Below are 24,893 nucleotides of genomic sequence, written 5' to 3' on the forward strand. Positions count from 1 at the left end.
CGGCTCGTCCGGCGCGGGGTCCGACGTCGGCCCGGCGGTGTGGCGCGGCGGGGCTCACGCCCACCTCGGCTGGTCGCTCCCCCGCCGGCGCGCGACCGCTTCGGGCCGCGTGACCTCCTGGCCGAGGCCGCGCACGGGATCGGCGCCCGTCCGGGTCGCCTGCTGCTGACGATCGTCGGCACCGTGCTCGGCATCGGCTCGCTCGTGGTGACCACGGGCCTCGCGCAGACCGCCGCGGGCCAGATCAGCCGCCAGTTCGACGCGGTGGCCGCGACGCGCGTCGTCGTCGAGCCCGCGAGCGCACGGACCGCGAGCGGGGAGCGGACGATCGGGCGGATCCCGTGGGACGTGGAGGACCGCCTCGGACGGATCGCCGGGGTGGAGCTCGTCGGGGCGCTCGGGCCCGTCGACACCGGCGACCTCGAGGTCACCGCCCAGCCGGTCAACGACCCGTCGGCGCAGGCCTTCGCCCCGCCCGCCGTCGTGGCGGCCACGCCCGGGCTGCTCGCTGCGATCGACGGCCGCGTCACCACGGGCCGGTGGTTCGACGCGGGGCACGACGCGCGGGCCGACCGTGTCGTCGTCCTCGGCTCCCGGGCCGCGCAGCGCCTCGGCGTGCTGCGCGTGGACCGTCAGCCGGCGATCTTCATCGGCGAGCGGCCGTACGCGGTCATCGGCGTGGTGGACGGCGTGCAGCGCCGGTCCGACCTGCTGGACGCGGTGTTCCTGCCGGTCGGGACGGCGCGCGCCGACTTCCGGGTGAGCGGCCTGGACCAGGCGCACGTGCGGATCGCCGTCGGCGCCGGACCGGTGATCGCGGAGCAGGCGCCGTACGCGCTGGAGCCGAACACCCCGGAGTCCGTGAGCGTGCAGGTACCCCCGCCGCCGCCGTCGGTGCAGAAGGACGTCCAGGCCGACGTCAACGCGATCTTCCTGGCGCTCGGCGCGGTCGCGCTGCTGGTCGGTGCGCTGGGCATCGCGAACGTCACGCTGCTGTCGGTGCGGGAGCGGCTCGGGGAGATCGGGCTGCGCCGGGCGCTGGGCGCGCGAACCCGGGACATCGTGGCGCAGTTCCTCACCGAGTCGGGCGTCATCGGGCTGCTCGGCGGGCTGGTGGGGGCGTCGCTCGGGGTCATGGTCGTCGTCGGGGTGTCCGTGGCGAAGGAGTGGACGCCCATCCTCGACACGGGCGCGGTCATCGCGGCGGCGGCGCTGGGCGTCGTCATCGGCCTGCTGGCGGGCGCCTACCCGGCGTTCCGCGCCGCACGGATCGAGCCGATCGCGGCCCTGCGCGGCACCGCCCACTGACGCCCCCACCCTCGCGGCTCGGCCCCGGCGGCCCGCCGCGGCCCGCCGCAACCCGCCGCGGGCACAGCTTCAGCGGGGAAGCTCCGTGGTGCATGACGCCACCGAGCTTCCCCGATCGGGGCGCGGCGGCGACCCGTGCCGACGGATCAGGGGGCCGGACGGTCCGAGGCGTCGCCACGGCGGCGGCGGACGTCCTCGTGCGCGGCGAAGAACAGGGAGAACGGGACGCCGTCGGGGTCGGGCGGCAGGTCGGCCAGCTCCTGCAGCACCTCGCTGATCCGACCTATGGCCTCGTCGAAGGCCTCCGGGGACAGTCGAACACCGAGTCGCGCCGCGACGACCGACGACGGCGGCGCCTCGGCCAGCTCCTCGAGGAACGCGTCGACGAGCACCTGGTACTGGCCCGGCACCTGCGGGGCGCGCCAGGACTTCCGCGTGGCGAGGTAGGGGACCTCGCGGGCCCCGCGGGCGCCCCGGCGATCGGCCTGCGGGGCGAGGAAGCCCCGCTCCGCCAGGGTGCGGACGTGGTGGTAGGTGGTGCCGGGGTCCTTGCCCAGCCGCCCGGCGATCTCCTTGTTGGTCAGCGGCTCGTCCAGGCACAGGCGCAGGATGCGCATGCGTAGCACGGAGCCGAGCGCGCGGGCGTCGGCCTCGGAGGCGCGCTCGTCGGACGACATGCCTCGCAGCCTAGACCGAATGACTTTCCCCAATCAGTTGACCAGGCTCCTGCCGTGACCACCGCGCCCGCCGAGAAGCGCCACCGCACGTCCCTGGCGTTCCACCGCAACTTCCGCCAGCTGTGGGTCGGCGACGCGTTCGGCCAGTTCGGGGCGCAGCTCACCGGCCTCGTCCTGCCGATCTACGCCGTGACGGCCCTCGACGCCACGCCGTGGCAGATGGGCGCGCTGACCGCCGCCGAGACGGCCGCGTTCCTGGTCATCGGCCTGCCCGCCGGGGCGTGGGTGGACCGGATGCGCAAGCGGCGCACGCTCATCGTGGCCGACGTGGTGCGGGCCGCCGCGCTCGCCGTCGTCGTCGCGGCGGCGACCGCGGGCGCCGCGTCCATCCCGCTGCTCATCGCGGCGGCGCTGGTCATCAGCGCGGCCACGGTGTTCTTCGACGTGGCCCACCAGAGCTACGTGCCCGGGCTCGTGGGGCTGGACCACATCGTCGAGGGCAACGCCAAGCTCCAGGCGACCCAGTCCGTCGCGATGGTCGTCGCGCCCGCGGTCGGCGGCGCGCTGCTGCGCGTCATCAGCGCCCCGGCGCTCATCGGCACGACCGTCGTGACCTACCTCGTCTCCGCGATGGCGCTGGGCCGGATCCGGCACGAGGAGGTCCTCCCCCGGCGCGAGGACCGGCGGCCGCTGCGCACCGAGATCGCGGAGGGGCTCCACTTCGTGGTGCGCCAGCCCCTGCTGCGCCGGATCGTCGCCTGCACCTCCCTGAGCAACCTCTTCGGCTCGATCGGCGGGGCGCTCATGGTGATCTACGCCCTGCGCGTGGTGGGGCTGGATGAGGCGGGGCTCGGCCTGGTCTTCTCGCTGTCCGCGGTGGGCGGGCTCCTGGGCGCCGTCGCGGCCGAGCGGATGGCGCGGTGGGTCGGCGAGGCGCGGATCATCCCCGTCTCCGCGGTGGCGGGCGGGTTGACGTACGCCCTCAACCCCCTGGCGTCGACGCTCTCGGGCGTCGTGCCCGCCGAGGTGGTGCTCGTGCTCGCCGGCTTCGGGTTCAGCTTCTGGGTGGTCGTCTACAACGTCGCGCAGGTGAGCTTCCGGCAGCGGCTGTGCCCCCCGGCGCTGCTGGGCCGGATGAACGCCTCGGTGCGGTTCATCGTGTGGGGGTCGATGCCGATCGGCGGGCTGCTGGGCGGGTGGCTCGGCACCGCCGTCGGCGTGGCGCCCTCCCTGTGGGTGGCGGCGATCGGGATGACGCTCGCGGCGCTGCCGGTCGCGCTGTCACCGTTGCGGACGCTCACGGCGCTCCCCCGACCCGACGACGAGCCGACGACGGCGTGAGGCCGTCCGCGCCGGGCCGGATAGCCGGGGCGTCAACCACCGTTGACATTCGCCCACCTGTCAACCATCGTTGACGCCACGACGGACGGAGCGGCGATGGAGGAGGACCCGATGAGCGCACTGGTGGCCCAGGCCGAGGGCGAGGACCCGCTCCGCGCGCTGCGCGCCGTCGTCGCGCTCCGGCGGGAGGTGGACCAGCGGGAGGAGGTGCTCGTCCGGCGGGCGCGCAACCGCGGCGTCTCCTGGGCCGCGATCGCGATGATCCTCGGGGTCAGCCGCCAGGCGGTGCACAAGAAGTACGGCGGACGGCGGCGCGAGGCCTGAGGCGCGATCGCGGTGTGAGTCCGGGCGCGGCGCCGTCGTCGACGGCCGCCGGCCCGCTCAGGTCACAGGTCGTAGGTGACGACGAGCGGCGCGTGGTCGGAGAACCGCCGGTCGTACGACGGCGCCCGGTCGACCTCGGCCTTCTGCGCCCGGTCCGCCAGCGGCGGGGTGGCGATCTGGTAGTCGATGCGCCAGCCGGAGTCGTTGTCGAAGGCCTTCCCGCGCCAGGACCACCACGTGTACGGCCCGGGGCCGTCGCCACCGAGGTGCCGCCCCAGGTCGACCCAGCCGCTGTCGAACCAGCGGTCGAGGTAGGCGCGCTCCTCGGGCAGGAAGCCGGCGGCCTTGAGGTTGCCCTTCCAGTTCTTGATGTCGACGTTCTGGTGGGCGATGTTCACGTCCCCCGCGACGACGGCGCGTGCACCGGCCGAGCGCAGCTCGTCCATCCGGGCGCTCACGAGCTCGAGGAACGCGTACTTCTCGTCCATCGACGGCGTGTTGAGCGTGCCCGAGTGGATGTAGGTCGACACGACGGTGAGGACGCCGCCGCCGTCGGGCAGCTCGAGGTCCGCCTCGACCCAGCGGCCGGAGTTGGTGTCCACCCCGTGGTCCAGCCCGATGCGGATGCCCCGCATCGGCAGCCGGGACGCGATGGCGACGCCGGACCGCCCCTTGGCCGTGGACTCCGCGTGCGCGAGGTCCCACGCGTGGGTGGGCAGGAACTCGGCGAGCATCTCGTCCGGCGCGCGGACCTCCTGCAGGAGCAGGACGTCGGGCTGGCGCTCGGCGAGCCAGTCCCCCATCCCCCGCTTGAAGGCGGCGCGGATCCCGTTCACGTTCACGGAGGCGATCGTCAGCACCGGACGATTCTCCCCCGTGCGCGGTCATGCCCCGCGCCGTCGTCGGGGGTTCAGACGCGCCGCCGGGCCACAGGACCCGGGTGCGGGATGCCGTAGTGGGCGAGCTTCCGGTACATGGTCGCCCGGCTCATGCCGAGCTCCTTCGCCGCGGTCGTGGGCGTGGCGCCGGGGCGCGCCAGGCTCCGGGCGATCTCCTGCCGCTCGAGCGACTCCAGGCGGGTGAGCCGGTGGCCCGAGGTGCTGACGATCGACAGCGGCAGGTGCTGCAGGTCGATGAGGTCGGTGCGCTGCGCGGCCTGGGTCACGACCGCGACGAGCTGCTGCACGTTCCCGGGCCACCGTGCCGCCTCCAGGGTCCGCTGCGCGGTGACCGTGACGCCGATGTCCCGGCCGCGGACGCGGCGTGCCGCGTGGGCGGCGAGCGGCAGGACGTCCTCGGGCCGCTCCCGCAGCGGCGCCACCGGCACGACGCGGTCCACGAGGGCGGCGAGGGCGTCGGGGATCTCCGCGAAGTTCTCGGCGGTCATGGTGAGCATCGGCTGCTCGCCGTCGCGACGGGACCTCGCACGCTCGGCCTCCAGGAGGTCCCGCAGGCGCTGGGCAGCCCACTCCGGCAGCCGGTCGACGTCGTGGACGATGACGGCGGTGCTGGGCTTGCCCAGCTCGGACGTCCAGAGCCGCAACCACGCCTCCACGTGCTCGGGGTCCGGGGTCGCCGCGCCGAGGATCCGGTCGCGCGGGCGACCGCGCCGGTGCGCGAGGGCCAGCAGCGTGCCGCGCCCCGAGCCGTCCTCGCCGACGGCGGCGACCACCTGTCCGGACGCGAGGGCGCGGGCGGCGTCGTCGAGGGCGGCACGCCAGGTCGGGCCGAGGTCCACGAGGCTGTCCGACCCCGCGGCGTGCCGGGGCGCCAGGACCCGGAACACCTCGCCGCGGGGCTGTCGCCGCGGGGAACGGCCCCGGGACCGGGCCAGCATGAGGTCGGCCGTGTTGGACGCCGCCGACTGCGCGAGGGCGAGGAGCAGCGCACTGGAGGAGGCGGAGCTCGTCGTGAGGTTGATGCTGCCCTCGAGCCGACCGGTGAGCGGGTCGAGGACGGGGACCGCGGCGCAGGTGAAGCCGACGAGCCCGACGCTGTAGTGCTCGTCGGCGTGGACGAGGCTGGGCGCGCGGTCCGCGAGCGCGAGCCCGAGGCCGTTCGTCCCCACCTCGCGCTCGGAGAAGACGAATCCGGGCGCGAGGTGGACGTCGTCCAGCGCGCGGACGAGCGCCGCGTCCCCGACGAACCGGTTGAGGACGAGACCGCGGCTGTCCGTGAGCATCATCGCCAGCGGCTCGTCCGCGAGCGTGGCGTGGAGGTTCTCCAGGACGCGGTTGCCGCACCGGTAGAAGAGCGACTCCTCGTCGACCGCGCCGACGAAGACCGGGTCGACGCCCTCGTCGGACACGCCGTAGTCGTGGCTGCGTCGCCACGAGGCGACCAGACGCTCCGGGGCGGGCCCAGCGGCCTCGCGTCGCACGGCGCGCAGTCGCGCCGGGATCTCGTCCGTGGCCACACGCACCTCCTCGTGCCGACCTCGTCAAGGTAACAAGGTCCCGGTCGCCGCCTGGATGGTGACCTGTCTCACATTGAGACGCCGCGGGGCTGCCCGCAAGAGGGCAGTGGTTCTTACGGTCGACCCACGCCTCGGACGACGGCGTCCGGGTGAGAGGAGACCCCCATGTACAGCAAGGACGGCGAGGACTACTTCATCGTCGACGCGCACATCGCGCTGTGGGACGCCCGGCCCGAGAACCAGCGGAACGTCCACGGCAAGCAGTTCATCGACTGCTTCTACGACTACCACCGCAACCTCAGCCCGGAGTCGGAGGTCTGGACGTACGAGGAGTACCTCTACTACGGCGGCGAGCGGCTGATGCACGACCTGTTCGAGGTCGGGTACGTGGACCACGCGATCTTCCAGCCGGCCGCGCTCAGGGAGTTCTACCACCGCGGCTTCGGCCAGACCGAGGAGGCGTGGGCGCTGACGCAGGCCAACCCGGACCGGCTGACCTACAACCACTGCTGGGACCCGCGCTTCGGCGAGACCGGCCTGGCGCAGCTGGAGGAGGACGCGAAGCGCTTCGGCCTGAAGGGCGTCAAGCTCTACACCGCGGAGTGGCACGGCGACTCCCGGGGCTACAAGCTCGACGACCCGTGGTCCTACAAGTACCTGGAGAAGGCCCAGGAGCTGGGCATCCGGAACATCCACGTCCACAAGGGCCCGACGATCCGCCCGCTGGACCGCGACGCCTTCGACGTCGCGGACGTCGACACCGTCGCGACGGACTTCCCGGACCTGAACTTCGTGGTCGAGCACTGCGGCCTGCCCCGGCTGGAGGACTTCTGCTGGATCGCCACGCAGGAGCCGAACGTGCACGCGGGCCTGGCGGTCGCCATGCCGTTCATCCACACGCGCCCCCGCTACTTCGCGCAGATCATCGGCGAGCTCATCTACTGGATCGGCGAGGACCGCATCCAGTTCTCCTCCGACTACGGCCTGTGGACGCCGCGCTGGCTCATCGAGTCCTTCGTCGACTTCCAGATCCCCGAGGACATGACGGAGTACGCGCCGATCACCACCGACCAGAAGAGGAAGATCCTCGGCCTCAACGCGGCGAAGATGTACGACATCGAGGTCCCCCGGAACCTCCGGCTGCCCGACGCCGGAGAGCCGGCGACCGGACCGCGGCAGCCGGAGCGCGCCGACCTGGCGGGCGTCTGATGACGCTCACCGTCACCCGCGCCGTGCCCGGCCTGGACGAGCAGGCGGTGCGACGCGCCCTCGACGTCGTCATGGACCCGGAGCTCGACGAGCCGATCACGGACCTGGGTTTCGTCCGCTCGGTCGACGTCCACGAGAACGGCGTCCAGGTGCACCTGCGCCTGCCGACGTCGTTCTGCTCGCCGAACTTCGCGTACCTCATGGCGTCCGACGCGAAGGACGCCCTCACCGCGCTCCCCGGGGTCGAGCGGGTGGTGGTCGAGCTCGACGACCACCACGACTCGGACATCATCAACCGCGGGCTCGCCGCCGATGCCGGCTACAAGGGCACCTTCGGCCCGGAGGCGGCGAGCGACCTCGAGGATCTGCGGATGACCTTCCGGCGCAAGGCGCACACCGCGGCCATGGAGCGGGTCCTCACCGACCTGCTGCGGGCGCGACCGGGGCTCGAGGAGTCCCGGCTCGGGGCGGTCACGCTCGCCGACCTGCCGACCGGGCCGGCGACGTCGGCGCTGCTGCGGCGGCGGGCCGCACTCGGGCTGCCCGAGGCGCCGTCGTCGGTCGTCATGGTGGACGAGCACGGAGTCGGCTACGCGCCGGAGGAGGTCCCGCTGCGCCTGCGGCGGGCGCGGTCCACCCGCATCTCCATCGACGGCAACGCCCACTTCTGCCGGGCGCTGCTGCGGACGCGCTACCCCGGGTCCGAGGAGGACCAGACGTACCGGGCAGAGGGCGCCGAGCCCGGCGACCCGACGTTCATCCCGCTGACCAGCCTGACCGTGAAGGAGAACGCATGAGCGCCATGATGCGAGCCGTCCAGGTGGTCGGCTACCACCAGGACCTGCAGATGACCGAGCTGCCGGTGCCGGTGCCGACCGGCCCCTTCGACGTCATCGTCAAGATCGGTGGCGCGGGGGTGTGCCGGACGGACCTGCACATCCTCGAGGGGCAGTGGGCGGAGAAGTCGAACGTCGCCCTGCCCTACACGATCGGGCACGAGAACGCGGGGTGGGTCGCGGCCGTCGGCAACGCGGTGACGAACGTCCGGGAGGGCGACAAGGTGATCGTCCACCCGCTCATCACGTGCGGCCTGTGCCGGGCGTGCCGGGCCGGGGACGACGTGCACTGCGAGAACAGCGAGTTCCCCGGCATCGACACCCACGGCGGGTACGCGGAGTACCTGCGCACGTCCGCCCGCAGCGTGGTGAAGATCGACGAGTCCCTCGAGCCGGCCGACGTGGCCGCGCTGGCCGACGCCGGACTGACGGCGTACCACGCGGCCGCCAAGGCGGCTCGGCGGCTGCGCCCCGGGGACCGGGTCGTCGTCATCGGCGCGGGCGGCCTCGGCCACATCGGCGTGCAGGTGCTCAAGGCGATCACCGCGTCGGAGATCATCGTCGTGGACCGCAACCCGAACGCGCTGGCGCTGGCCACGGGGATCGGTGCGCACCACGGCGTCGTCGCCGACGGCGGCCACGTCGAGCAGGTGCTCGAGCTCACCGGCGGGCACGGCGCCGAGGTGGTCGTCGACTTCGTCGGCGAGGGCGGCGCCACGAAGGACGGCGTGGCGATGCTCCGCCGAGCCGGCGACTACCACGTGGTCGGCTACGGGGAGAACATCGACGTCCCGACGATCGACATCATCTCGACGGAGATCAGCTTCATCGGGAACCTCGTCGGGTCCTACACCGACCTGGTCGAGCTCATGGTGCTCGCGGCGCAGGGCGACGTGCGCCTGCACACGCAGAAGTACCAGCTGGACGACTTCCAGACCGCGATCAGCGACCTGGACGGCGGCAAGGTGCGAGGGCGGGCGATCCTCACGCCCTGACGGCTCCCGGGACGCTGGGGACGGGGCGTCGGCGCAGCGGCGCCGGCGCCCTGCCGGCCCTGGTGGGCGGATGAGGAGTGACCCACGTCGGCTTGGCGACGTGGGTCGCTCCGGGCGCCTGCTCGCGGTCAGCTCAGGCCCGCCGCCGCCTCCGCGGCGTCGACGACGTTCGCCAGGAGCATCGCGCGGGTCATCGGACCGACCCCGCCCGGGTTGGGCGAGATCCAGCCGGCGACCGCACGCACACCCGGGTCGACGTCGCCGACCAGCCGCGCCTTGCCCGTGTCCGGGTCCTCGGTCCGCGAGACCCCGACGTCGAGCACGACGGCACCCGGCTTGATGTCCTCCGACCGCACGATCCCCGGCACTCCCGCCGCGGCCACGAGGACGTCGGCCGTCCGCAGGTGCGCGAGGAGGTCGTGGGTCCCGGTGTGGGTCAGGGTCACGGTCGCGTTGTGCTCGCGCCGCGTGAGCAGCAGGCCGATCGAGCGGCCCACCGTCGTCCCCCGCCCCAGCACGACGACGTGCGCGCCGTTGACCGAGATCCCGTACCGCCCGAGCAGCTCGAGGATGCCCCGCGGCGTGCACGGCAGCGGCGAGTGGATCGGCTCGTTGACGCGCAGGACCAGGCGCCCGAGGTTCGTCGGGTGCAGGCCGTCGGCGTCCTTGCGGGGGTCGATCCGCTCCAGCACCGCGTTGACGTCCACGCCCTTCGGCAGCGGCAGCTGGACGATGTAGCCGGTGCACGCCGGGTCGGCGTTGAGGCGGTCGATCGCCGCCTCGACGTCGGCCTGCGTCGCCGTCGCCGGCAGGTCCTCGCGGATCGAGGCGATCCCCACCTCGGCGCAGTCGCGGTGCTTGCCGCCGACGTACGCGTGCGAGCCCGGGTCGTCGCCGACGAGCACCGTCCCGAGCCCCGGCACGATCCCGTGCTCCTTGAGGCGCGCGACGCGCTCGGCCAGCTCGGCCTTGATCGCGGCAGCGGTCGCCTTGCCGTCGAGCACCCGCGCCTCGCCGGTCGGGCTCGCGGTCTCCGCCGCGCCGACGGCGCCCGTGGGCAGGGCGTCGTCGGTCGCCACGCGGGCAGCGCCGTCGGTGAGACCGGCCCCCTCGTTCGCGGCGGCGTCCGTCGTCACTGCTGCAGGCCGGGGTAGAGCGGGAAGCCGTCGGTGAGCTTCCGGACCCGGGCGCGCAGCGCCTCGACGTCGGCGGAGGTCCCGTCGACGAGGGCCGTCGCGATGATGTCCGCGACCTCCTCGAACTCCTTCTCCCCGAAGCCGCGGGTGGCCAGCGCCGGCGTGCCGATGCGCAGGCCCGACGTCACCCGCGGCGGGCGCGGGTCGAAGGGCACGGCGTTGCGGTTCACGGTGATGCCGGCGGTGTGCAGGAGGTCCTCGGCCTGCTGGCCGTCCAGCGCCGAGTTCCGCAGGTCCACCAGCGCGAGGTGGACGTCGGTGCCGCCCGTCAGCACCGAGACGCCCGCCGCGGCGACGTCGGGCCGGGACAGCCGCTCCGCGAGGAGGCGCGCGCCGTCCAGCGTGCGCTGCTGCCGCTCGCGGAAGCCGTCGGTCGCGGCGACCTTGAAGGCGATCGCCTTCGCGGCGATGACGTGCATGAGGGGGCCGCCCTGCTGGCCGGGGAACACCGCCGAGTCGATCTTCTTGGCGAGCTCCTCGGTGCTGAGGATGAAGCCGGCGCGCGGGCCGCCGAGCGTCTTGTGCACGGTGGACGAGACGACGTCGGCGTGCGGCACCGGGCTCGGGTGCAGGCCCGCGGCCACCAGGCCGGAGAAGTGCGCCATGTCGACCCACAGGGCCGCCCCGACCTCGCGGGCGATGTCCGCGAAGGCGGCGAAGTCGAGCTGGCGCGGGTAGGCGGACCAGCCGGCGATGATGACGCGCGGGCGGGACTCCAGCGCCTTGGCGCGGACGACGTCCATGTCGACCAGGTAGGTGTCCGGGTCCACGCCGTACGCGGCGACCTCGTAGAGCTTGCCGGAGAAGTTGAGCTTCATGCCGTGGGTCAGGTGACCGCCGTGCGCGAGCTCCAGGCCCAGGATCGTGTCGCCGGCGTTCGCGAGCGCGTGCAGCACCGCGGCGTTGGCCTGGGCACCCGAGTGCGGCTGGACGTTGGCGTGGGCGGCACCGAAGAGCGCCTTGGCGCGGTTGCGGGCCAGGTCCTCGGCGATGTCGACCTGCTCGCAGCCGCCGTAGTACCGCTTGCCGGGGTAGCCCTCGGCGTACTTGTTCGTCAGGACGGACCCCTGCGCCTGCAGCACGGCCCGGGGCACGAAGTTCTCGCTCGCGATCATCTCGAGCGTCTCCTGCTGGCGCAGGAGCTCCCCGTCCAGGACGGCGGCGATCTCGGGGTCCAGCTCGGACAGCGGCTGGTTCATGACGTCGTCGGCGCTCATGTCTCTCCTCGCATCAGCAGTGTGCATGGCGGTCCCGGCACGTGCGGGCACGCACACCTCGTGTGGTGACCCGCGGCCCAGGCGAACGACCCGGAGTCTGCTGTGCTGTGCCGCTCCCTGGTGGTGACCCACCTGCGCCAGTCGCGACCGGGCCAGGGTAGCAACCCCCGCCCCGACCCGGTCGAGGGGTCACAGCGTCCGGTCAGCGCCGGCAGCGTCCGCCGCCCCCCCGGGCGCGATCCCCGCGCGGTGCGCGATGGCGGTCTCGATGAGGTCCAGCGTCGAGGCGATGCGGGCGGCCCGCCCCTCCGCGGTCCAGCGACCGGCGCCGAGCAGGACCGCCAGGCCGTGCACGGCCGACCACGCGAACGTGAACTGGGCCTGCAGCTCCTCGCCGTCGCTCGCCGGCAGCACCTCCCGGTAGAGGTCCCAGCCCGACGGCGAGTCCGGCTCGGGCGGTCCGACGGAGACGGGCATGAACGCCACCGAGAACAGCTCGGGCTCCTCCAGCGCGACCTCGACGTAGGCCGCGCCGAGCGCCCGCAGCCGCGCCAACGGCTCCCCCGCACCGACGCCCGGCCGGGCGGCGAGGGTGCGCGCGAACCGCTCGCGGGCCCGCTGCGCCACCACGGTCAGGAGCGCGTCCGCCGAGGGGTAGTGCCGGTAGACCGCCATCGGGGTGACGCCGAGCTCCTTGGCGATGCGCCGGACGCTCAACCCCGTCACGCCCTCCTCGACGGCGATGCGCTCGCCCGTGTCGACGAGGGCCCGCGCCAGGTCGCCGTGGTGGTACCGGCTGTGCGTCCGCGACATGTTTACATGATATACATCTCTCGATGTGTGCAGCGTATACATCGCTGGGATCGCCGGACGCCCGTCCTCGCACCCGCCGCCGAAGGAGACGTCATGAGCACCGGCACCCCGCACCCTGGTCCCGCAGCCGCCCTCGCCGCGCTCGGCCCCCGCCTCGACGGTCGCCGCGCCGTCGTCACCGGCGGCACGGACGGCGTCGGGGCGGAGCTCGCGCTCCTCCTGCGCGACCGGGGCGCCGACGTCGTCATCATCGGGCGGTCGGCCGAGAAGGCCCGCGCCGTCGTCGCCCGCTCCGACGCGGCCTCGACGACCGGCACCATGACCGCCATCACCGCCGACCTCTCCCTCATGCGCACGGTCGAGGAGACGGTCGACCGCCTCGCCGAGCAGGTCGACCGGATCGACGTCCTCGTGCACGGCGTCGGGATCTTCATCTCCCACGTCGCCCACAGCGCCGAGGGCGTCGAGCTGGACTTCGCCGTCAGCTACCTCTCCTGCTTCGTCTTCCTGGAGCGCGCGGCCGAGCGCGGCCTCCTCGGCCCCGCGACACGGGTCCTCTCCCTCGCGGCGACCGCACCCCGCACGCCCTTCTTCGCCCGCGCCGAGTTCGACGACCTCGACGCCGTCACCGCGCGCACCGGGCTGCGCGGCCACACGCAGGCGCAGACGGCGAACGACCTGCTCATGGCGGCCGCGCCCGCCCGGTACGGGGTCGCGGCGATGGGCTACGGGCCGGGGAACGTGCGCACAGGCATCCTGCGCGCGCAGCCGACGTGGTTCCGGCTGCTCGTCGGCCTGTTCCCGAAGCGCGAACCGGCGCAGGTCGCCGCCCAGCTGCTCGGGCTGCTCACCGACGACGCGTGGCGGTCGGACGCCGCCGGCTGGGCCGGCCGGTCAGGACGCTTCGGCATCGCCGCGCACGTCGCCGACGAGCGGCGGCAGCGGGCCCTGCTGGCGGTCAGCGAGGAGCTGCGCCGTCGTGCGGTCACGGCGCCCCTGCCGTCCTGAGGGACGGGCACCGGCGACGCGTCGGCGTCAGGCGTCGTCGCCCGCCTCGTCGTCGCCGAGGATCTTGCGCAGGTAGGCGTAGGTGAGGGAGCCGGCCGTCTCGTCGTGCTGGTGGGTGTAGCCGTGCTTCTCGTACAGCGCGAGGTTCTGCACCGAGTCCCGGCCGGTGAAGACCCACAGCTCGTCGGTGCCCTCCGGCAGGTGCGGGGGGATCGCCAGCAGCAGCTGCGTCCCGATCCCCTGGCCCTGCAGGTCCGGGGCGACGGCGAGCCGGCCGAGCGTGGCCTTGCCGGGCTCGAGCTGCACGCGCACGGACCCGACGAGGCGGTGGCCGTGCCACGCGCCGAGCGTCACGATGCCCTCCGCGGCCACGTCCGCCCGCAGCTCCTCGAGGGTCTGCGTCAGCGGCGGGATGTTCGGGTCCCCGTACACCTGCGCCTCGGTGACGAAGGCCGCGCGGCGCAGGGTGAGGAGCTCGCCCGCGTCGTCGTCGGAGACCAGCCGGATCGTCACGTCCATGCTCATGGTCCTCATCGTGACACCCGGGACGACGGCGGGGCGACCGCCGCTCCGCTGGCGAGACGCCGTGCCGCCCGCGGGGGCGGACACGACCGCCCCGCCGTCGGTCGCGCGAGTACCCTCGACCCCCGTGACGACCCCCGACGACGACGCCCGTCCAGGCACCGAGGACCCGACCCACTGGGTGCTGAGCCTGTCCTGCCCGGACCGCCCCGGGATCGTCGCGGCGGTCGCGGGGATGCTCGCGGCGCACGGCGGGAACATCGAGGAGTCCCAGCAGTTCGGGGACCCGCTCAGCGGGCTGTTCTTCATGCGCGTGCAGGTCGCGGCCACCGCCCCCGAGGCGGACCTGCGGGCCGCGCTGGGCGAGCTCGGCGAGCGGTTCGGGATGACGTGGGAGCTCGACGTCGCCGGCCGGCGGATGCGGACCGTGGTCATGGTCTCCACCGCCGCCCACTGCCTGCACGACCTGCTCTTCCGCCAGCAGTCCGAGGCCCTGCCCGTCGACATCGTCGCCGTCGTGTCCAACCACACGGCCCTGGCGGACGTCGCCGCCTTCTACGGCATCCCGTTCCACCACGTGCCCGTCACGCGGGACACCAAGCAGCAGGCCGAGGCGCGCCTGCTGGAGCTGGTGGAGGAGACCGGCGCCGAGCTCGTGGTGCTGGCCCGCTACATGCAGATCCTCTCCGACGAGCTGTGCCGCACGCTCACGGGGCGGGTCATCAACATCCACCACTCGTTCCTGCCGAGCTTCAAGGGCGCCCGCCCCTACGCCCAGGCCCACGACCGCGGCGTGAAGCTCATCGGTGCCACCGCGCACTACGTCACCGGCGACCTCGACGAGGGCCCGATCATCGAGCAGGACGTCGAGCGGGTCGACCACTCCAAGCGCGTGGAGGACCTCGTCGCGCTGGGGCAGGACGTCGAGCGCCGGGCCCTCGCGCGCGCGGTGCGCTGGCACGCCGAGCACCGGGTGCTCCTGGACGGGCACCGCACCATCGTCTTCCGCTGACGGGGGCGGCGCTCCCGCTCAGCGAGCCGCTCCGGCCCGGGAACTCCGCGACCGCCGGTGCGGAGCCGCCGAGGCGGCGTCGCCGGGCCGCGCAACATGATCGTCACCCACGGGCACACGGGCTGAAACGCACGTCGCGTTGCCTGTCGTCCATGACCACCACCCAGCACAAGAGGCCGCCTGTCGCCGGTCCCGGCGACGCAGCGCCCGTCGCGCCTCCGCCGACGACGGTGCCGCTCGTCGTGTTCGGCGCCCACCTGCGCGGGGAGCTGCGCTGCTGGCAGCTCGAGGAGCTCCACGGCACGTTCCTCCGGGAGGTCCGCACGGCACCCTCCTACCGCATGCACCTCGCCGCCGACGGGCTCCGCCCGCTCGTCGTCCCGGCCCCCGTGGGCGTCCCGGGCCTGTGCCTGCCGGGTGAGGAGTGGCTGCTCCCCGTGCCGCTGGTCGGGAACCTGCTGCTGGCGATCTCGGCACCGGAGGCGGTCGGACCCGTCGCGCTGGACGACGGACGCGAGGTCCCCGGCGTCGTCGGCGCCGTCACGGGGCGTGAGCGGGACATCAGCGACCCGCACGGCTGGCGCGCCTTTCGCAGCGGGTACGACTGAGGACCCCTGGGCACTCGGCCGGAAGGGCGCGGACCGTGGTCCGCGCCCTCCCGTTCTCTCCCTGCCCACACCCCCTCGACGCCGATCGCGCCGAGGGGGTGTGCCCGTCACCGGATCGCCGGCACCCCCGGCTTGCCGCGACCCTGGCCCTTGCCGGGCGACACCGGGGCCGCTGCCGGGGGCTGCTCGGGGTCGACGAGCACGGCGACCGTGCGGGCCGGCACCGTGACCGTGCCCGTGTTCGCGTCCCACGACGTCGCCTTGACGACCTCGTCGGACCCGCTCGCCAGGACCGGCGAGAGGGCGTACGCCTCGCCCACCAGCTCGGCCACCGTCATCGTGACCTCCTCGTCGGAGGCGTTGAACACCGTGAGGAGACCGTCGAGCTCCTCGTCCGTGTCCGCGCCGACGGTGTCGTCCACGTGCATGGCGATGACGCCCGGGACCGCGTCCGCCCCGCTGCCCGGGAAGGTGACCTTCTGCTGGATCAGCTCGGGGTCACCGAGTCGGAACAGCTCGGTGGAGAAGCGGAGCTCCAGGAGGTCCTGGTACGCCTCCGTCGCCGTGCTGATGTGCTCCGGGGCCGGCTTCAGCGACGCGTCGGCCAGCAGGCCGCGCATGAACGGCCACTTGTCCTGGTTGTCCCCCGCCTGCGGCAGGCCGCGGGCGAACCCGTTGTCCTGGCCGGAGAAGTCGAGGAGGTTGAACCAGTCGCCGGAGTTGTAGCTGTTCCGGTCGAGGGACTTGCTGCGCAGCAGGTCCGACCCGGCGTGGAAGAACGTCGGCGTCTGCGACAGCGCGGTCGTCGCGAGCGAGACCGTGTTCATCCGCACGCGGTCCGCCATCGGGGTGTCCGTGGGGAGCTTGAGCGTGAGGATGTCGAAGAGCGTCTCGTTGTCGTGCTTGTCGACGTACGTGATGATCTCCTCCGGCGAGTCGGCGTAGCCCGCCGGCTGGCCGTTGTAGTCGATCTCGTCGCCGCGCTGGACCTCACCGGCGCTCGTGACGAACTCGAAGTCGCGCAGGTTGCCCGCCAGGCCCAGCCGGACGAGGTCGGCCTGGTGTCGGGCGTCCGCGAGGAGCTCGGCGTCGCTGCGCGCGTCCAGACCGTTCTGGTCCGTGTACGCGCCCGTGCCGAAGCCCTGGCGGACCCGCGGGTCGGCGTCGAACGGCCCGCCACCCCGCACGGCGTCACGCAGCCGGTCGCTGAACGTCCCGATACCGGTGCCGCCCAGGTTGCCCTGGCGCGCCTGCTCGAACCGGGCGTCGTTGGCGACCTCTCCGAAGTTCCAGCCCTCGCCGTACAGGTAGACCTTCGAGCCGTCGACCCCGTCCTTGCTGACGGTCAGGGCGTCGAGAGCCTCGCGCACCGCGAGCATGTTGTCCCGCGAGTGGTGGCCCATGAGGTCGAAGCGGAATCCGTCGACCTTGTAGTCCCTTGCCCAGGTCACGACCGAGTCGACCATGAGCTTCTCGGCCATCTGGTGCTCGGTGGCGATGTTCTGGCAGCAGGTCGAGGTCTCGACGTTCCCGGCCGCGTTGAGGCGGTGGTAGTAGCCGGGCACGACCCGGTCCAGCACGGACTTCGCGTCCTGGCCGCTGGCAGCCGTGTGGTTGAACACCTGGTCGAGGACGACCTGCAGCCCGTCGGAGTGCAGGGCGCCGACCATGCTCCGGAACTCCTTCACCCGCTCACCACCGTGAGCGTCGACGGCGTACGAGCCCTCGGGCGTGGAGAAGTGGAACGGGTCGTAGCCCCAGTTGAAGCCGTCGGCGTCCCGGATCCCGCTGATGCAGGCCTGCTGCTCCGGCGACTCGGGGGCGAACGAGGCCAGGTCGCAGGGCGGCTCCGCCTGCGCGGACCGGTCCTCCTCGATGGTGGCGATGTCGAACGTCGGCAGCAGGTGGACGGTCGTCAGGCCGGCCTCCTGGAGCTCCCGCAGGTGCTGACGGCCGGCGCCCTCCGTGGTGAACGCCGCGTACGTGCCGCGGAGCTCGGCGGGAACCGTCTCGTCGCTGATGGAGAAGTCACGGACGTGCAGCTCGTAGATCGTCTGGTCGACGGGGCGCACGACCGGCTGGTCGGCGTTCTTCCACCGGCCCGGCATCCACCGCTGGTCCGCGAGGTCGAGGAACACCGAGTGCGTGGAGTTCACCGTCAGGGCGACGGAGTACGGGTCGGTGACGCGGTTGGTCTCCACGGCACCGGTCGACGGCACGTACACCGTGACGTCGAACTGGTACGCGCCGTGGCGCCACTTCTTGTCACCGACCACGGTCCACGACCCGTCGGCCTGTCGTTCCATGGCGACACGCTGCGGCTCGCGGTCCAGGCGTCGGGCGTCGCTCCACACGAGGAGGTCGACGTCCTTCGCCGTGGGCGCCCAGAGCGCGACCGTCGGGCGGTTGCCCCGGCCCCACGTGACACCCAGCGCACGGTCGGTGGCGTCCTCGGCGAAGAGGGCGTCCACGACCCCTGGGATCTGCACCCCGGTGAAGACCGCCAGGGCACCCTCACCGTCCGTGGCCGAGACGACCAGCTGCCCGGTCAGGGCTGCCTCGACATCGGCGCGGTCGACGCCCTGCAGACGCAGGACGACGTGGCCGGCGAGGTGCGGGTACAGCGTCGCGAGGTCCTCGGGCAGGCCCGTGCCCTCGGCGACGAGGTCGAGCACGCCCGCGCCCTCCGGCAGGACCGGGGTCTCGCCGTCGAGGCTGATGCCGCCCTCCGGTGCGGTGTGGAGGCGGAAGGTCAGGTCGGCCAGGTCACGGCCACCGAGCACCGCCTCCGGCAGCGCGAGGACGTCCTCGCTCAGCCAGTGGGCGCCGAGCTGACCCAGTCCACCGATGCCGACCGTGGGCCCGCCGACCGTGAGCACCTTGGTCGTGGGGTCGAACCGGAACTCGATCGTGTCACCGTCGTTGCCCACCGTGAAGGGGATGTTGCCTCCACCCGGAGCACCGCCGACCCCGTAGTTCTCGTCCCAGCTGAAGTTGTACGCGACCTTCGCCTCGTAGCTGCCGGCCGGGAGCTCGTCCGTCACGAAGGTGAAGATGCCGTCGCGGTCCAGGTCGGTCAGCAGCGTGGCCGTGCAGTCGGGCTGCCAGTCGCCCGGGCAGCCCAGCTCCTGCTGGTGGCTGCCGGGGATGGTCATCGGCGCGTGCATGGAGCTGTTGAAGAAGTACTTCGTCTCCGGGTCGAACCAGAAGGTGATGGGTCCGCCGCCGTGCGTGTAGCCGAGGTTGGGCCCGTCCTGCGCGCCGTTGCTGCCGAAGTTGACCGCCCAGCTCTCGTTCGCGGCGACCTTGAACTCGTAGGTGCCCGCAGGCAGGTCGAAGGTCTTCGACCACAGGCCGTTGGACCCGAGCGTCAGCTGCGCCTCCTGGCACGCCGGCTGCCAGTCACCCGCACAGCCCATCAGGCTGTTGTGGTTGCCCGGGACGGAGATGGCCTCGAAGTCCGACGGCGGGGGGCCGACGGCGGGCTCCTCGACGAGCGTCGTGACGGTCGAGGCCGCGGAGGCGTTGCCCGCCGCGTCGACGGTGACCGCCCGGTACTCGATCATCGTTCCGAGACCGTGCTCGGCGACGAGGCCCTCCACGTCGTGGAAGACCCGAGGCGTGTCGTCCTCGGCGGTGCCGAGGCGCGTCCACTCGTCGTCGCCGACCACGCGGTAGGCGAAGGAGGTCTCCTGGTAGCGGTTGTCCGCGACGACCGCCGTGATCGGGGCCTGACCCCACACCCCGGTGCCGTCCCGGCCCGCGACCACCTGCACGTCCAGGTCACCGGCGGCCGCCACCGTCCGGTCCGCGACGAGCACGACCGCTCCCCGCGCCGGCACGGCGACCGAGACGGTCCCCTGGGCATCCGCCGTGACCGTCTGGTCGGTGCCGAAGAGGCCCGTGTAGGTCGCTCCCGGCGTGAGGGTCGCGAAGGTCGCGGTCGCTTGGGCGCCGCCGTTGTTGGTGACGACGACGTGCTCGACGTCCTCGTCCCGGTCCACACGGGCGAAGGCGTACAGCCCCGAGTCCGCGAGGAGCTCGATCTGCGCGCCCTCGCTCAGCGCGGGGTGCGCGTCGCGCAGGGCCGCGAGGGAGGAGATGTGCGTGTAGAGCTCGGTGTCGGTGTCGTAGCGGTCCACGGACCCGGCCTGCTCACCGTTCAGCAGCGCCTGGTTCTGGTACTCGGGCACCTCGCTGGCGAAGAGCGACTGGCGCGCCGCCTTGTCGTTGCCCTCGCCCCCGGCGCCCTGGCCGATGAAGCCCTGCTCGTCGCCGTAGTAGACGACCGGCTGGCCGCGCGTGAGGTACATGAGGGAGTGCGCGAGCTTGGAGCGCTCGAGCGGTGCGTCGGTCCCGCGGACGAAGAAGCCGATGCGGCCCATGTCGTGGTTGCCGAGGAACGTCGGCAGCGCCGTGGCCGAGGTGTCGGTGGTCGTGTACACGTCGTCGGACGCGTAGAGGTCGCGCAGCTGGACCGCGGAGGACCCCGTCACGTAGGCGGTCGCACGCTCCTGGAACGCGAAGTCCAGCACCGAGCTCATCTCCGTGTCGCGGACGTACGGCGACAGGATGCGCGTGTCGGACGAGTAGACCTCGCCGAACATGAAGAAGTCGTCGTCACCGCGGACCTGCTGGGCGTGGTCGACGATCTGGGGCGTCCACTGCTCCCAGAACTCGAAGTTCACGTGCTTCGCGGTGTCGATGCGGAACCCGTCCACACCGAGGTCGATCCAGTTCTTGTACACCTCGACGAACTCCGCGACGACGTCGGGGTGCTCGGTCATGAGGTCGTCGAGCCCGACGAAGTCGCCGAGGGTCTCGGACTCGCCCGCCCAGGTCGAGTCACCGCGGTTGTGGTAGTAGCGCACGTCGTTGAACAGCGCAGGAACCTTCACGTCGGCGTCGGCCGGGTTCACCACGGGCGTGTACGGGAAGGACTCGGTCGTGAGCTCGGGGAAGTCGGCCGCGCTCAGGCCGGCCACGTCCTCCATGCGGAACTCGGTGCCGTCCGCCGCGACGTAGGGCGTCGTGTCCTGCGGGACGTAGGAGTACTGGTTCTCCGCGTAGGAGATCACGTCGGCCGTGTGGTTCGTGATGATGTCGAAGAAGAGGTCGATGCCCTTCGCCTCGGCGGCCGCGATGAGCTCCTCGAGCTCGGCGTTGGTGCCCAGGTGCGGGTCGATCTGGGTGAAGTCGGTGATCCAGTAGCCGTGGTAGCCGGCGGAGGCGTTGGACCCCTCGCCCTGCACCGGGCGGTTCTTGAACGACGGAGTCAGCCAGATCGCCGTCGTGCCGAGGCCCTGGATGTAGTCGAGGTTGTCGATGAGTCCCCGCAGGTCGCCGCCGTTGTAGAAGGCGCGGTCCGTCGGGTCGAAGCCGTGGTCGAGGCGGTCGCCCTCGATGCCGGCCGTGTCGTTCGTCGCGTCGCCGTTGGCGAAGCGGTCGGTCATGACGAAGTAGAAGCGCTCGTCCCCGCCCGGCTGGCGAACCGGGTCGGCGACGATGGCGGCGTCCGCGGTGGCGTCGTACTCGCCGCCGACGTTCGCGGGCGCCACGGTGGTCTGCTTGGTGCCGTCGTCGAACACGAACCGCATCTGCGCCTCGGCGCCGAGCGTGAAGACGATGTTGCTGCCGTCGACGCCGTACGCCTCGTCCCAGGCGCCGTTCATGGCCACCTTGAACTCGTGGTTCCCGGCAGGGACGGTGAAGACGCCCTCGTAGACGCCGTCGGCACCCGTCGGCGCGAGCAGCGTCTCCGCGCATGCGGGCTGCCAGTCGCCGGGGCAGCCGTTCTCGTCCTGGAACGTGCCCGCGAGCGTGGCGGTGCGGTCGGCCGCGAGGGCCGTGCCCGTACCGACCGCCGACACGAGGCCGGCCAGCGCGACCGAGAACGCGGCCGCGGTCGCGACCGTGGACCGCGCTCGCGCGCGGGATGGGTGGGGGTGGCTGTGGTGGGCCGGTGCCATCTGGGGGACTCCCTCGTCGCCAGGCTTCACCCGGGTGAGAACCACGGGCAAACCGGACTGTAACGGCTTGCAGCAACACGCAGCAATGGGATGACTTGCAAGGCTGCAGATCACCCGTTCAGTCGCACCCGAGCCCCGCAGCGACCCTGACTCCAGGACTTTCTCATGATCTTGCTGCAAGCGTTGCAGGCGTCCGGGTGATGCAGAGGAGCATGCACGACGACGGCGCCGCACCCCGGGTGGGGTACGGCGCCGTCGTCGGGGCGGCCTCAGGCCGCCGTCGTGCGCTGCGCGCTCAGATCAGGCCGAGCTCCCGGACCGCGTCGCGCTCCTCGCTGAGCTCCGCCACGGAGGCGTCGATGCGCTCCCGCGAGAAGTCGCCGACCTCGAGGCCCTGGACGATCTCCCACGCCCCGCCGGCCGAGGTGACCGGGAAGGAGGAGATGAGCCCCTCCGGCACACCGTAGGAGCCGTCGGACACGATCGCGGCCGAGGTCCACGAGCCCTCCGGCGTCCCCAGCACCCAGTCGCGGACGTGGTCCACGGCGGCGTTCGCGGCCGAGGCCGCCGACGACGCCCCGCGCGCCTCGATGATCGCCGCGCCCCGCTTGGCGACGGTCGGGATGAACGTGCTCGTCAGCCACGCCTCGTCGACGAGGTCGGTCACGGGCTTGCCGGCCACCGTCGCGTGGAAGACGTCGGGGTACTGGGTCGCGGAGTGGTTGCCCCAGATGGTCAGGCCCTGGATCTCCGAGACCCCCGTGCCCGTCTTCTGCGCGAGCTGCGACAGGGCACGGTTGTGGTCCAGGCGGGTCATCGCGGTGAACCGCTCGGCCGGGACGTCGGGTGCGTGCTGCTGGGCGATGAGCGCGTTGGTGTTCGCGGGGTTGCCCACGACGAGGACGCGGACGTCGTCCGCCGCCACGGCGTTGATGGCCTCGCCCTGCGGCTTGAAGATGCCGCCGTTGGCCTCGAGCAGGTCGCCGCGCTCCATGCCGGCCGAGCGCGGCCGGGCGCCGACGAGCAGCGCGACGTTCGCGCCCTCGAACCCCACCCGGGCGTCGTCCGTGATGTCGATCGACTGCAGCAGCGGGAACGCGCAGTCGTCGAGCTCCATCGCGGTGCCCTCGGCGGCCTTGACCCCCTGGGGGATCTCGAGCAGACGCAGGCGCACGGGCGTGTCCGCGCCGAGCATCTGCCCGGACGCGATGCGGAACAGCAGCGCGTAGCCGATCTGGCCGGCCGCGCCGGTCACCGTGACGGTGACGGGTGCCTTCTGGGACATCGGTGTCTCCTTCCACGGGCCCGCTGCCGGGCCCGCTCGGTCGGGCTCAGGCGAGGCGGGCGGCGAGGTTCTCGTCGATGGCGGCCAGGAAGTCCTCGGTCGTGAGGAACGGCTGGTCCGGCCCGATGAGGAGCGCGAGGTCCTTGGTCATCTTGCCGCTCTCGACGGTCTTGATCACCACGTCCTCGAGCGTGTTCGCGAACTCGGTGACCTCGGGGGTGCTGTCGAGCTTGCCGCGGTGGGCCAGGCCCCGGGTCCACGCGAAGATCGACGCGATGGGGTTCGTCGACGTCGGCTTGCCGGCCTGGTGCTGGCGGTAGTGCCGGGTCACGGTCCCGTGCGCCGCCTCGGCCTCGACGGTGCGGCCGTCGGGGGTCATGAGGACCGACGTCATGAGGCCGAGCGAGCCGAAGCCCTGGGCGACGGTGTCGGACTGGACGTCGCCGTCGTAGTTCTTGCACGCCCAGACGTAGCCGCCCTCCCACTTCATGGCAGCGGCGACCATGTCGTCGATGAGGCGGTGCTCGTAGGTGAGCCCGGCGGCCTCGAACTGGTCCTTGAACTCGGCGTCGAACACCTCCTGGAAGATGTCCTTGAAGGCGCCGTCGTACGCCTTGAGGATCGTGTTCTTCGTGGAGAGGTACACCGGGTAGCCGCGCTGCAGGCCGTAGGCGAACGACGCCCGCGCGAAGTCGCGGATCGAGTCGTTGAAGTTGTACATGCCCATGGCGACGCCGCCGCCGTCGGGGTAGGTCACGACCTCCTGGTGGATCGGCTCGCCGCCGTCCGCCGGGGTGTAGGTGATCGTCAGCGTCCCCGCGCCGGGCACCTTGAAGTTCGTGGCCTTGTACTGGTCGCCGTGCGCGTGACGGCCGATGATGATCGGCTTGTTCCAGCCCGGCACCAGCCGCGGGATGTTGCTGATGATGATCGGCTCGCGGAAGACGACGCCGCCGAGGATGTTGCGGATCGTGCCGTTGGGCGAGACCCACATCTTCTTCAGGCCGAACTCCTCCACGCGCGCCTCGTCCGGCGTGATCGTGGCGCACTTGACCCCGACGCCGTGCTCCTTGATCGCGTGCGCCGCGTCGATCGTCACCTGGTCGTCCGTGGCGTCGCGGTGCTGGATCGACAGGTCGTAGTACTTCAGGTCGATGTCGAGGTACGGGTGGATCAGGCGGTCCTTGATGAACTGCCAGATGATCCGGGTCATCTCGTCGCCGTCGAGCTCGACGACCGGGTTGACGACCTTGATCTTGCCCATGCGTGATCTCCCGTGTGATCGGTGGTGGCTGGTGCGCCGTGCTTCGCGTCGGCCGTCCGACGGCTCCCCGACCCTCACCCGCAGGGCGGGCCGGCGTCCGTGCCGGATGGTGCTCGGATCAGATTACTCGACATCAAGAGATCTCGGCACGCGACCGGGGACGGGTCCCGAGCGTCCGACCCCGCGTCCGGGTCAGACGCCGGGTGTCCCCTGGAGCAGCAGGATGCCGGCGGCCATCCCCCACAGGACGACGGTGTCCCACCACGTCGAGCGGACGGCGATCCCCTCGGGCTCCCGTCCGCGCCGCGTGATCCGGGCCAGCCCCGCACCCAGCAGGGTGACGCCCAGGACGATCGCGGCGGAGCGCGCACCCTCGACCGCCGCCGCGATGGCGGCCACGCCGATCCCGCCGACGACGACCCACAGCGCGGGAGCGCGGTGACGGTCGAGCGGACGGACCTCGGGCACGGCCCGACTGTAACCCGGGGTGGAGCAGTGGATCAGTGGTGGATCGGAGACGGACCAGGCCTGGATACCGTGGGCCCGTGCCTCCCGCCACCTCGGCCCTCGGCCGCGCGCCCCGGTCCGTCGTCGTCGTCGGGGCCGGGCTGGCGGGGGCGGGCACCGTCACGGCGCTGCGGGACCAGGGGTACACCGGGCGGATCACCGTGCTGGGGGCGGAGGCGGAGGAGCCGTACGACCGGCCCCCGCTGTCCAAGGAGCTGCTCACCCGCACGGCGCCCGCGCGCCTCGCGGACGAGATCGGCACGCGCCTGCACGACGCCGACGCCGTCCGCCTGGGCACCGCCGCGACCGGCCTCCACCTCGCCGCGGCCGGCCCCGACGGCCCGGTGCCCGTGACGGTCACGACGGCCGACGACGCCCTCGGGGCC

The 24,893-nt window shown here is 72.7% G+C and carries 21 protein-coding genes and 1 riboswitch; of the genes, 10 read left to right on the top strand and 11 right to left on the bottom strand.

All coding sequences use genetic code 11. The annotated features are described in order from the left end of the window. Window positions 1–39: 39 nt before the first annotated feature. Window positions 40–1,308 carry an ABC transporter permease gene (locus tag N866_RS07090; protein WP_342668390.1) on the top strand — a complete coding sequence of 423 codons (1,269 nt, stop codon included), beginning with the start codon at window positions 40–42 and terminating at the stop codon, window positions 1,306–1,308. A 146-nt stretch (window positions 1,309–1,454) separates the two neighbouring features. Here N866_RS07090 and N866_RS07095 read toward each other — a convergent pair whose 3' ends face one another. Continuing rightward, a complete protein-coding gene (locus tag N866_RS07095; protein ID WP_034224664.1) occupies window positions 1,455–1,985 on the bottom strand; it encodes an ArsR/SmtB family transcription factor in 531 nt (176 codons plus the stop codon). Window positions 1,986–2,039: 54 nt separating this feature from the next. Between N866_RS07095 and N866_RS07100 the strand changes: the two genes are divergently transcribed. Both N866_RS07100 and N866_RS07105 read left to right on the top strand, forming a co-directional pair. Further along, entirely contained in the window at window positions 2,040–3,326 is a 1,287-nt protein-coding gene (locus N866_RS07100; RefSeq protein ID WP_034224666.1) for an MFS transporter, read from the top strand. 111 nt (window positions 3,327–3,437) lie between these two features. Continuing rightward, window positions 3,438–3,650, top strand: a complete 213-nt coding sequence (locus N866_RS07105; protein WP_245612414.1) for a hypothetical protein — start codon at window positions 3,438–3,440, stop codon at window positions 3,648–3,650. A 62-nt stretch (window positions 3,651–3,712) separates the two neighbouring features. Here the strand turns inward: N866_RS07105 and N866_RS07110 are convergent, their stop codons facing one another. Together N866_RS07110 and N866_RS07115 are read right to left on the bottom strand one after the other, a co-directional pair. After that, a complete protein-coding gene (locus tag N866_RS07110) occupies window positions 3,713–4,510 on the bottom strand; it encodes an exodeoxyribonuclease III (protein WP_034224670.1) in 798 nt (265 codons plus the stop codon). 50 nt (window positions 4,511–4,560) lie between these two features. Beyond that, entirely contained in the window at window positions 4,561–6,066 is a 1,506-nt protein-coding gene (locus tag N866_RS07115) for an AAA-type ATPase lid domain-containing protein (RefSeq protein ID WP_245612415.1), read from the bottom strand. Window positions 6,067–6,231: 165 nt separating this feature from the next. On the opposite strand from N866_RS07115, the gene N866_RS07120 reads away from it, so the two are divergent. From N866_RS07120 to N866_RS07130, 3 genes are read left to right on the top strand one after another with little or no spacing between them, the layout of a single operon-like run. Further along, complete coding sequence (locus N866_RS07120; RefSeq protein WP_034224673.1) at window positions 6,232–7,275, top strand: amidohydrolase family protein; 1,044 nt, start codon at window positions 6,232–6,234, stop codon at window positions 7,273–7,275. Next, the gene (locus N866_RS07125) at window positions 7,275–8,072 is read left to right on the top strand and encodes an iron-sulfur cluster assembly protein (RefSeq protein WP_052022524.1); all 798 of its coding nucleotides are present in this window, start codon (window positions 7,275–7,277) and stop codon (window positions 8,070–8,072) included. Before N866_RS07120 ends, N866_RS07125 begins: the two co-directional genes overlap by 1 nt. Further along, window positions 8,069–9,106, top strand: coding sequence for an NAD(P)-dependent alcohol dehydrogenase (locus N866_RS07130; protein WP_245612416.1), 1,038 nt, complete (start codon window positions 8,069–8,071; stop codon window positions 9,104–9,106). The genes N866_RS07125 and N866_RS07130 overlap by 4 nt, the downstream gene beginning before the upstream one ends. 128 nt (window positions 9,107–9,234) lie before the next feature. On the opposite strand, the gene N866_RS07135 is transcribed toward N866_RS07130, so the two are convergent. The 3 genes from N866_RS07135 to N866_RS19805 all read right to left on the bottom strand — a co-directional run bounded on the left by N866_RS07135 (window position 9,235) and on the right by N866_RS19805 (window position 12,332). After that, window positions 9,235–10,167, bottom strand: coding sequence for a bifunctional methylenetetrahydrofolate dehydrogenase/methenyltetrahydrofolate cyclohydrolase (locus N866_RS07135; protein WP_052022528.1), 933 nt, complete (start codon window positions 10,165–10,167; stop codon window positions 9,235–9,237). A 71-nt stretch (window positions 10,168–10,238) separates the two neighbouring features. Next, a complete protein-coding gene (glyA, locus tag N866_RS07140; protein ID WP_034224676.1) occupies window positions 10,239–11,519 on the bottom strand; it encodes a serine hydroxymethyltransferase in 1,281 nt (426 codons plus the stop codon). 68 nt (window positions 11,520–11,587) lie between these two features. Beyond that, window positions 11,588–11,674: riboswitch (ZMP/ZTP riboswitch) on the bottom strand. Between the two features lie 34 nt (window positions 11,675–11,708). Beyond that, the gene (locus N866_RS19805) at window positions 11,709–12,332 is read right to left on the bottom strand and encodes a TetR/AcrR family transcriptional regulator (protein ID WP_052022525.1); all 624 of its coding nucleotides are present in this window, start codon (window positions 12,330–12,332) and stop codon (window positions 11,709–11,711) included. A 93-nt stretch (window positions 12,333–12,425) separates the two neighbouring features. Between N866_RS19805 and N866_RS07150 the strand changes: the two genes are divergently transcribed. After that, window positions 12,426–13,340 carry an SDR family NAD(P)-dependent oxidoreductase gene (locus N866_RS07150; protein WP_034224680.1) on the top strand — a complete coding sequence of 305 codons (915 nt, stop codon included), beginning with the start codon at window positions 12,426–12,428 and terminating at the stop codon, window positions 13,338–13,340. 27 nt (window positions 13,341–13,367) lie between these two features. Here N866_RS07150 and N866_RS07155 read toward each other — a convergent pair whose 3' ends face one another. Beyond that, complete coding sequence (locus N866_RS07155; protein ID WP_034224714.1) at window positions 13,368–13,874, bottom strand: GNAT family N-acetyltransferase; 507 nt, start codon at window positions 13,872–13,874, stop codon at window positions 13,368–13,370. Between the two features lie 115 nt (window positions 13,875–13,989). Here N866_RS07155 and purU point away from each other — a divergent pair, with 115 nt between their 5' ends. Continuing rightward, window positions 13,990–14,874, top strand: a complete 885-nt coding sequence (gene purU, locus N866_RS07160; protein WP_052022526.1) for a formyltetrahydrofolate deformylase — start codon at window positions 13,990–13,992, stop codon at window positions 14,872–14,874. A gap of 152 nt (window positions 14,875–15,026) precedes the next feature. Beyond that, on the top strand, window positions 15,027–15,482 hold the full coding sequence (locus N866_RS07165; protein WP_034224683.1) for an allophanate hydrolase-related protein: 456 nt from the start codon (window positions 15,027–15,029) through the stop codon (window positions 15,480–15,482). Window positions 15,483–15,589: 107 nt separating this feature from the next. On the opposite strand, the gene pulA is transcribed toward N866_RS07165, so the two are convergent. From pulA to N866_RS07185, 4 genes are all read right to left on the bottom strand, one after another. Continuing rightward, window positions 15,590–21,451, bottom strand: coding sequence for a pullulanase-type alpha-1,6-glucosidase (pulA, locus tag N866_RS07170; RefSeq protein ID WP_052022527.1), 5,862 nt, complete (start codon window positions 21,449–21,451; stop codon window positions 15,590–15,592). A 295-nt stretch (window positions 21,452–21,746) separates the two neighbouring features. Beyond that, complete coding sequence (locus N866_RS07175; RefSeq protein ID WP_034224686.1) at window positions 21,747–22,736, bottom strand: malate dehydrogenase; 990 nt, start codon at window positions 22,734–22,736, stop codon at window positions 21,747–21,749. 46 nt (window positions 22,737–22,782) lie between these two features. After that, window positions 22,783–24,000 carry an NADP-dependent isocitrate dehydrogenase gene (locus N866_RS07180; protein ID WP_034224689.1) on the bottom strand — a complete coding sequence of 406 codons (1,218 nt, stop codon included), beginning with the start codon at window positions 23,998–24,000 and terminating at the stop codon, window positions 22,783–22,785. Window positions 24,001–24,192: 192 nt separating this feature from the next. Then, complete coding sequence (locus tag N866_RS07185) at window positions 24,193–24,468, bottom strand: DUF3017 domain-containing protein (RefSeq protein ID WP_034224692.1); 276 nt, start codon at window positions 24,466–24,468, stop codon at window positions 24,193–24,195. A gap of 77 nt (window positions 24,469–24,545) precedes the next feature. On the opposite strand from N866_RS07185, the gene N866_RS07190 reads away from it, so the two are divergent. Then, window positions 24,546–24,893, top strand: a 348-nt coding sequence (locus N866_RS07190; RefSeq protein ID WP_034224694.1) for an FAD-dependent oxidoreductase, incomplete at its 3' end; no start/stop codon positions are given.

Origin of the sequence: Actinotalea ferrariae CF5-4, assembly GCF_000603945.1 — a bacterium.
Classification (GTDB): Bacteria; Actinomycetota; Actinomycetes; order Actinomycetales; family Cellulomonadaceae; genus Actinotalea; species Actinotalea ferrariae.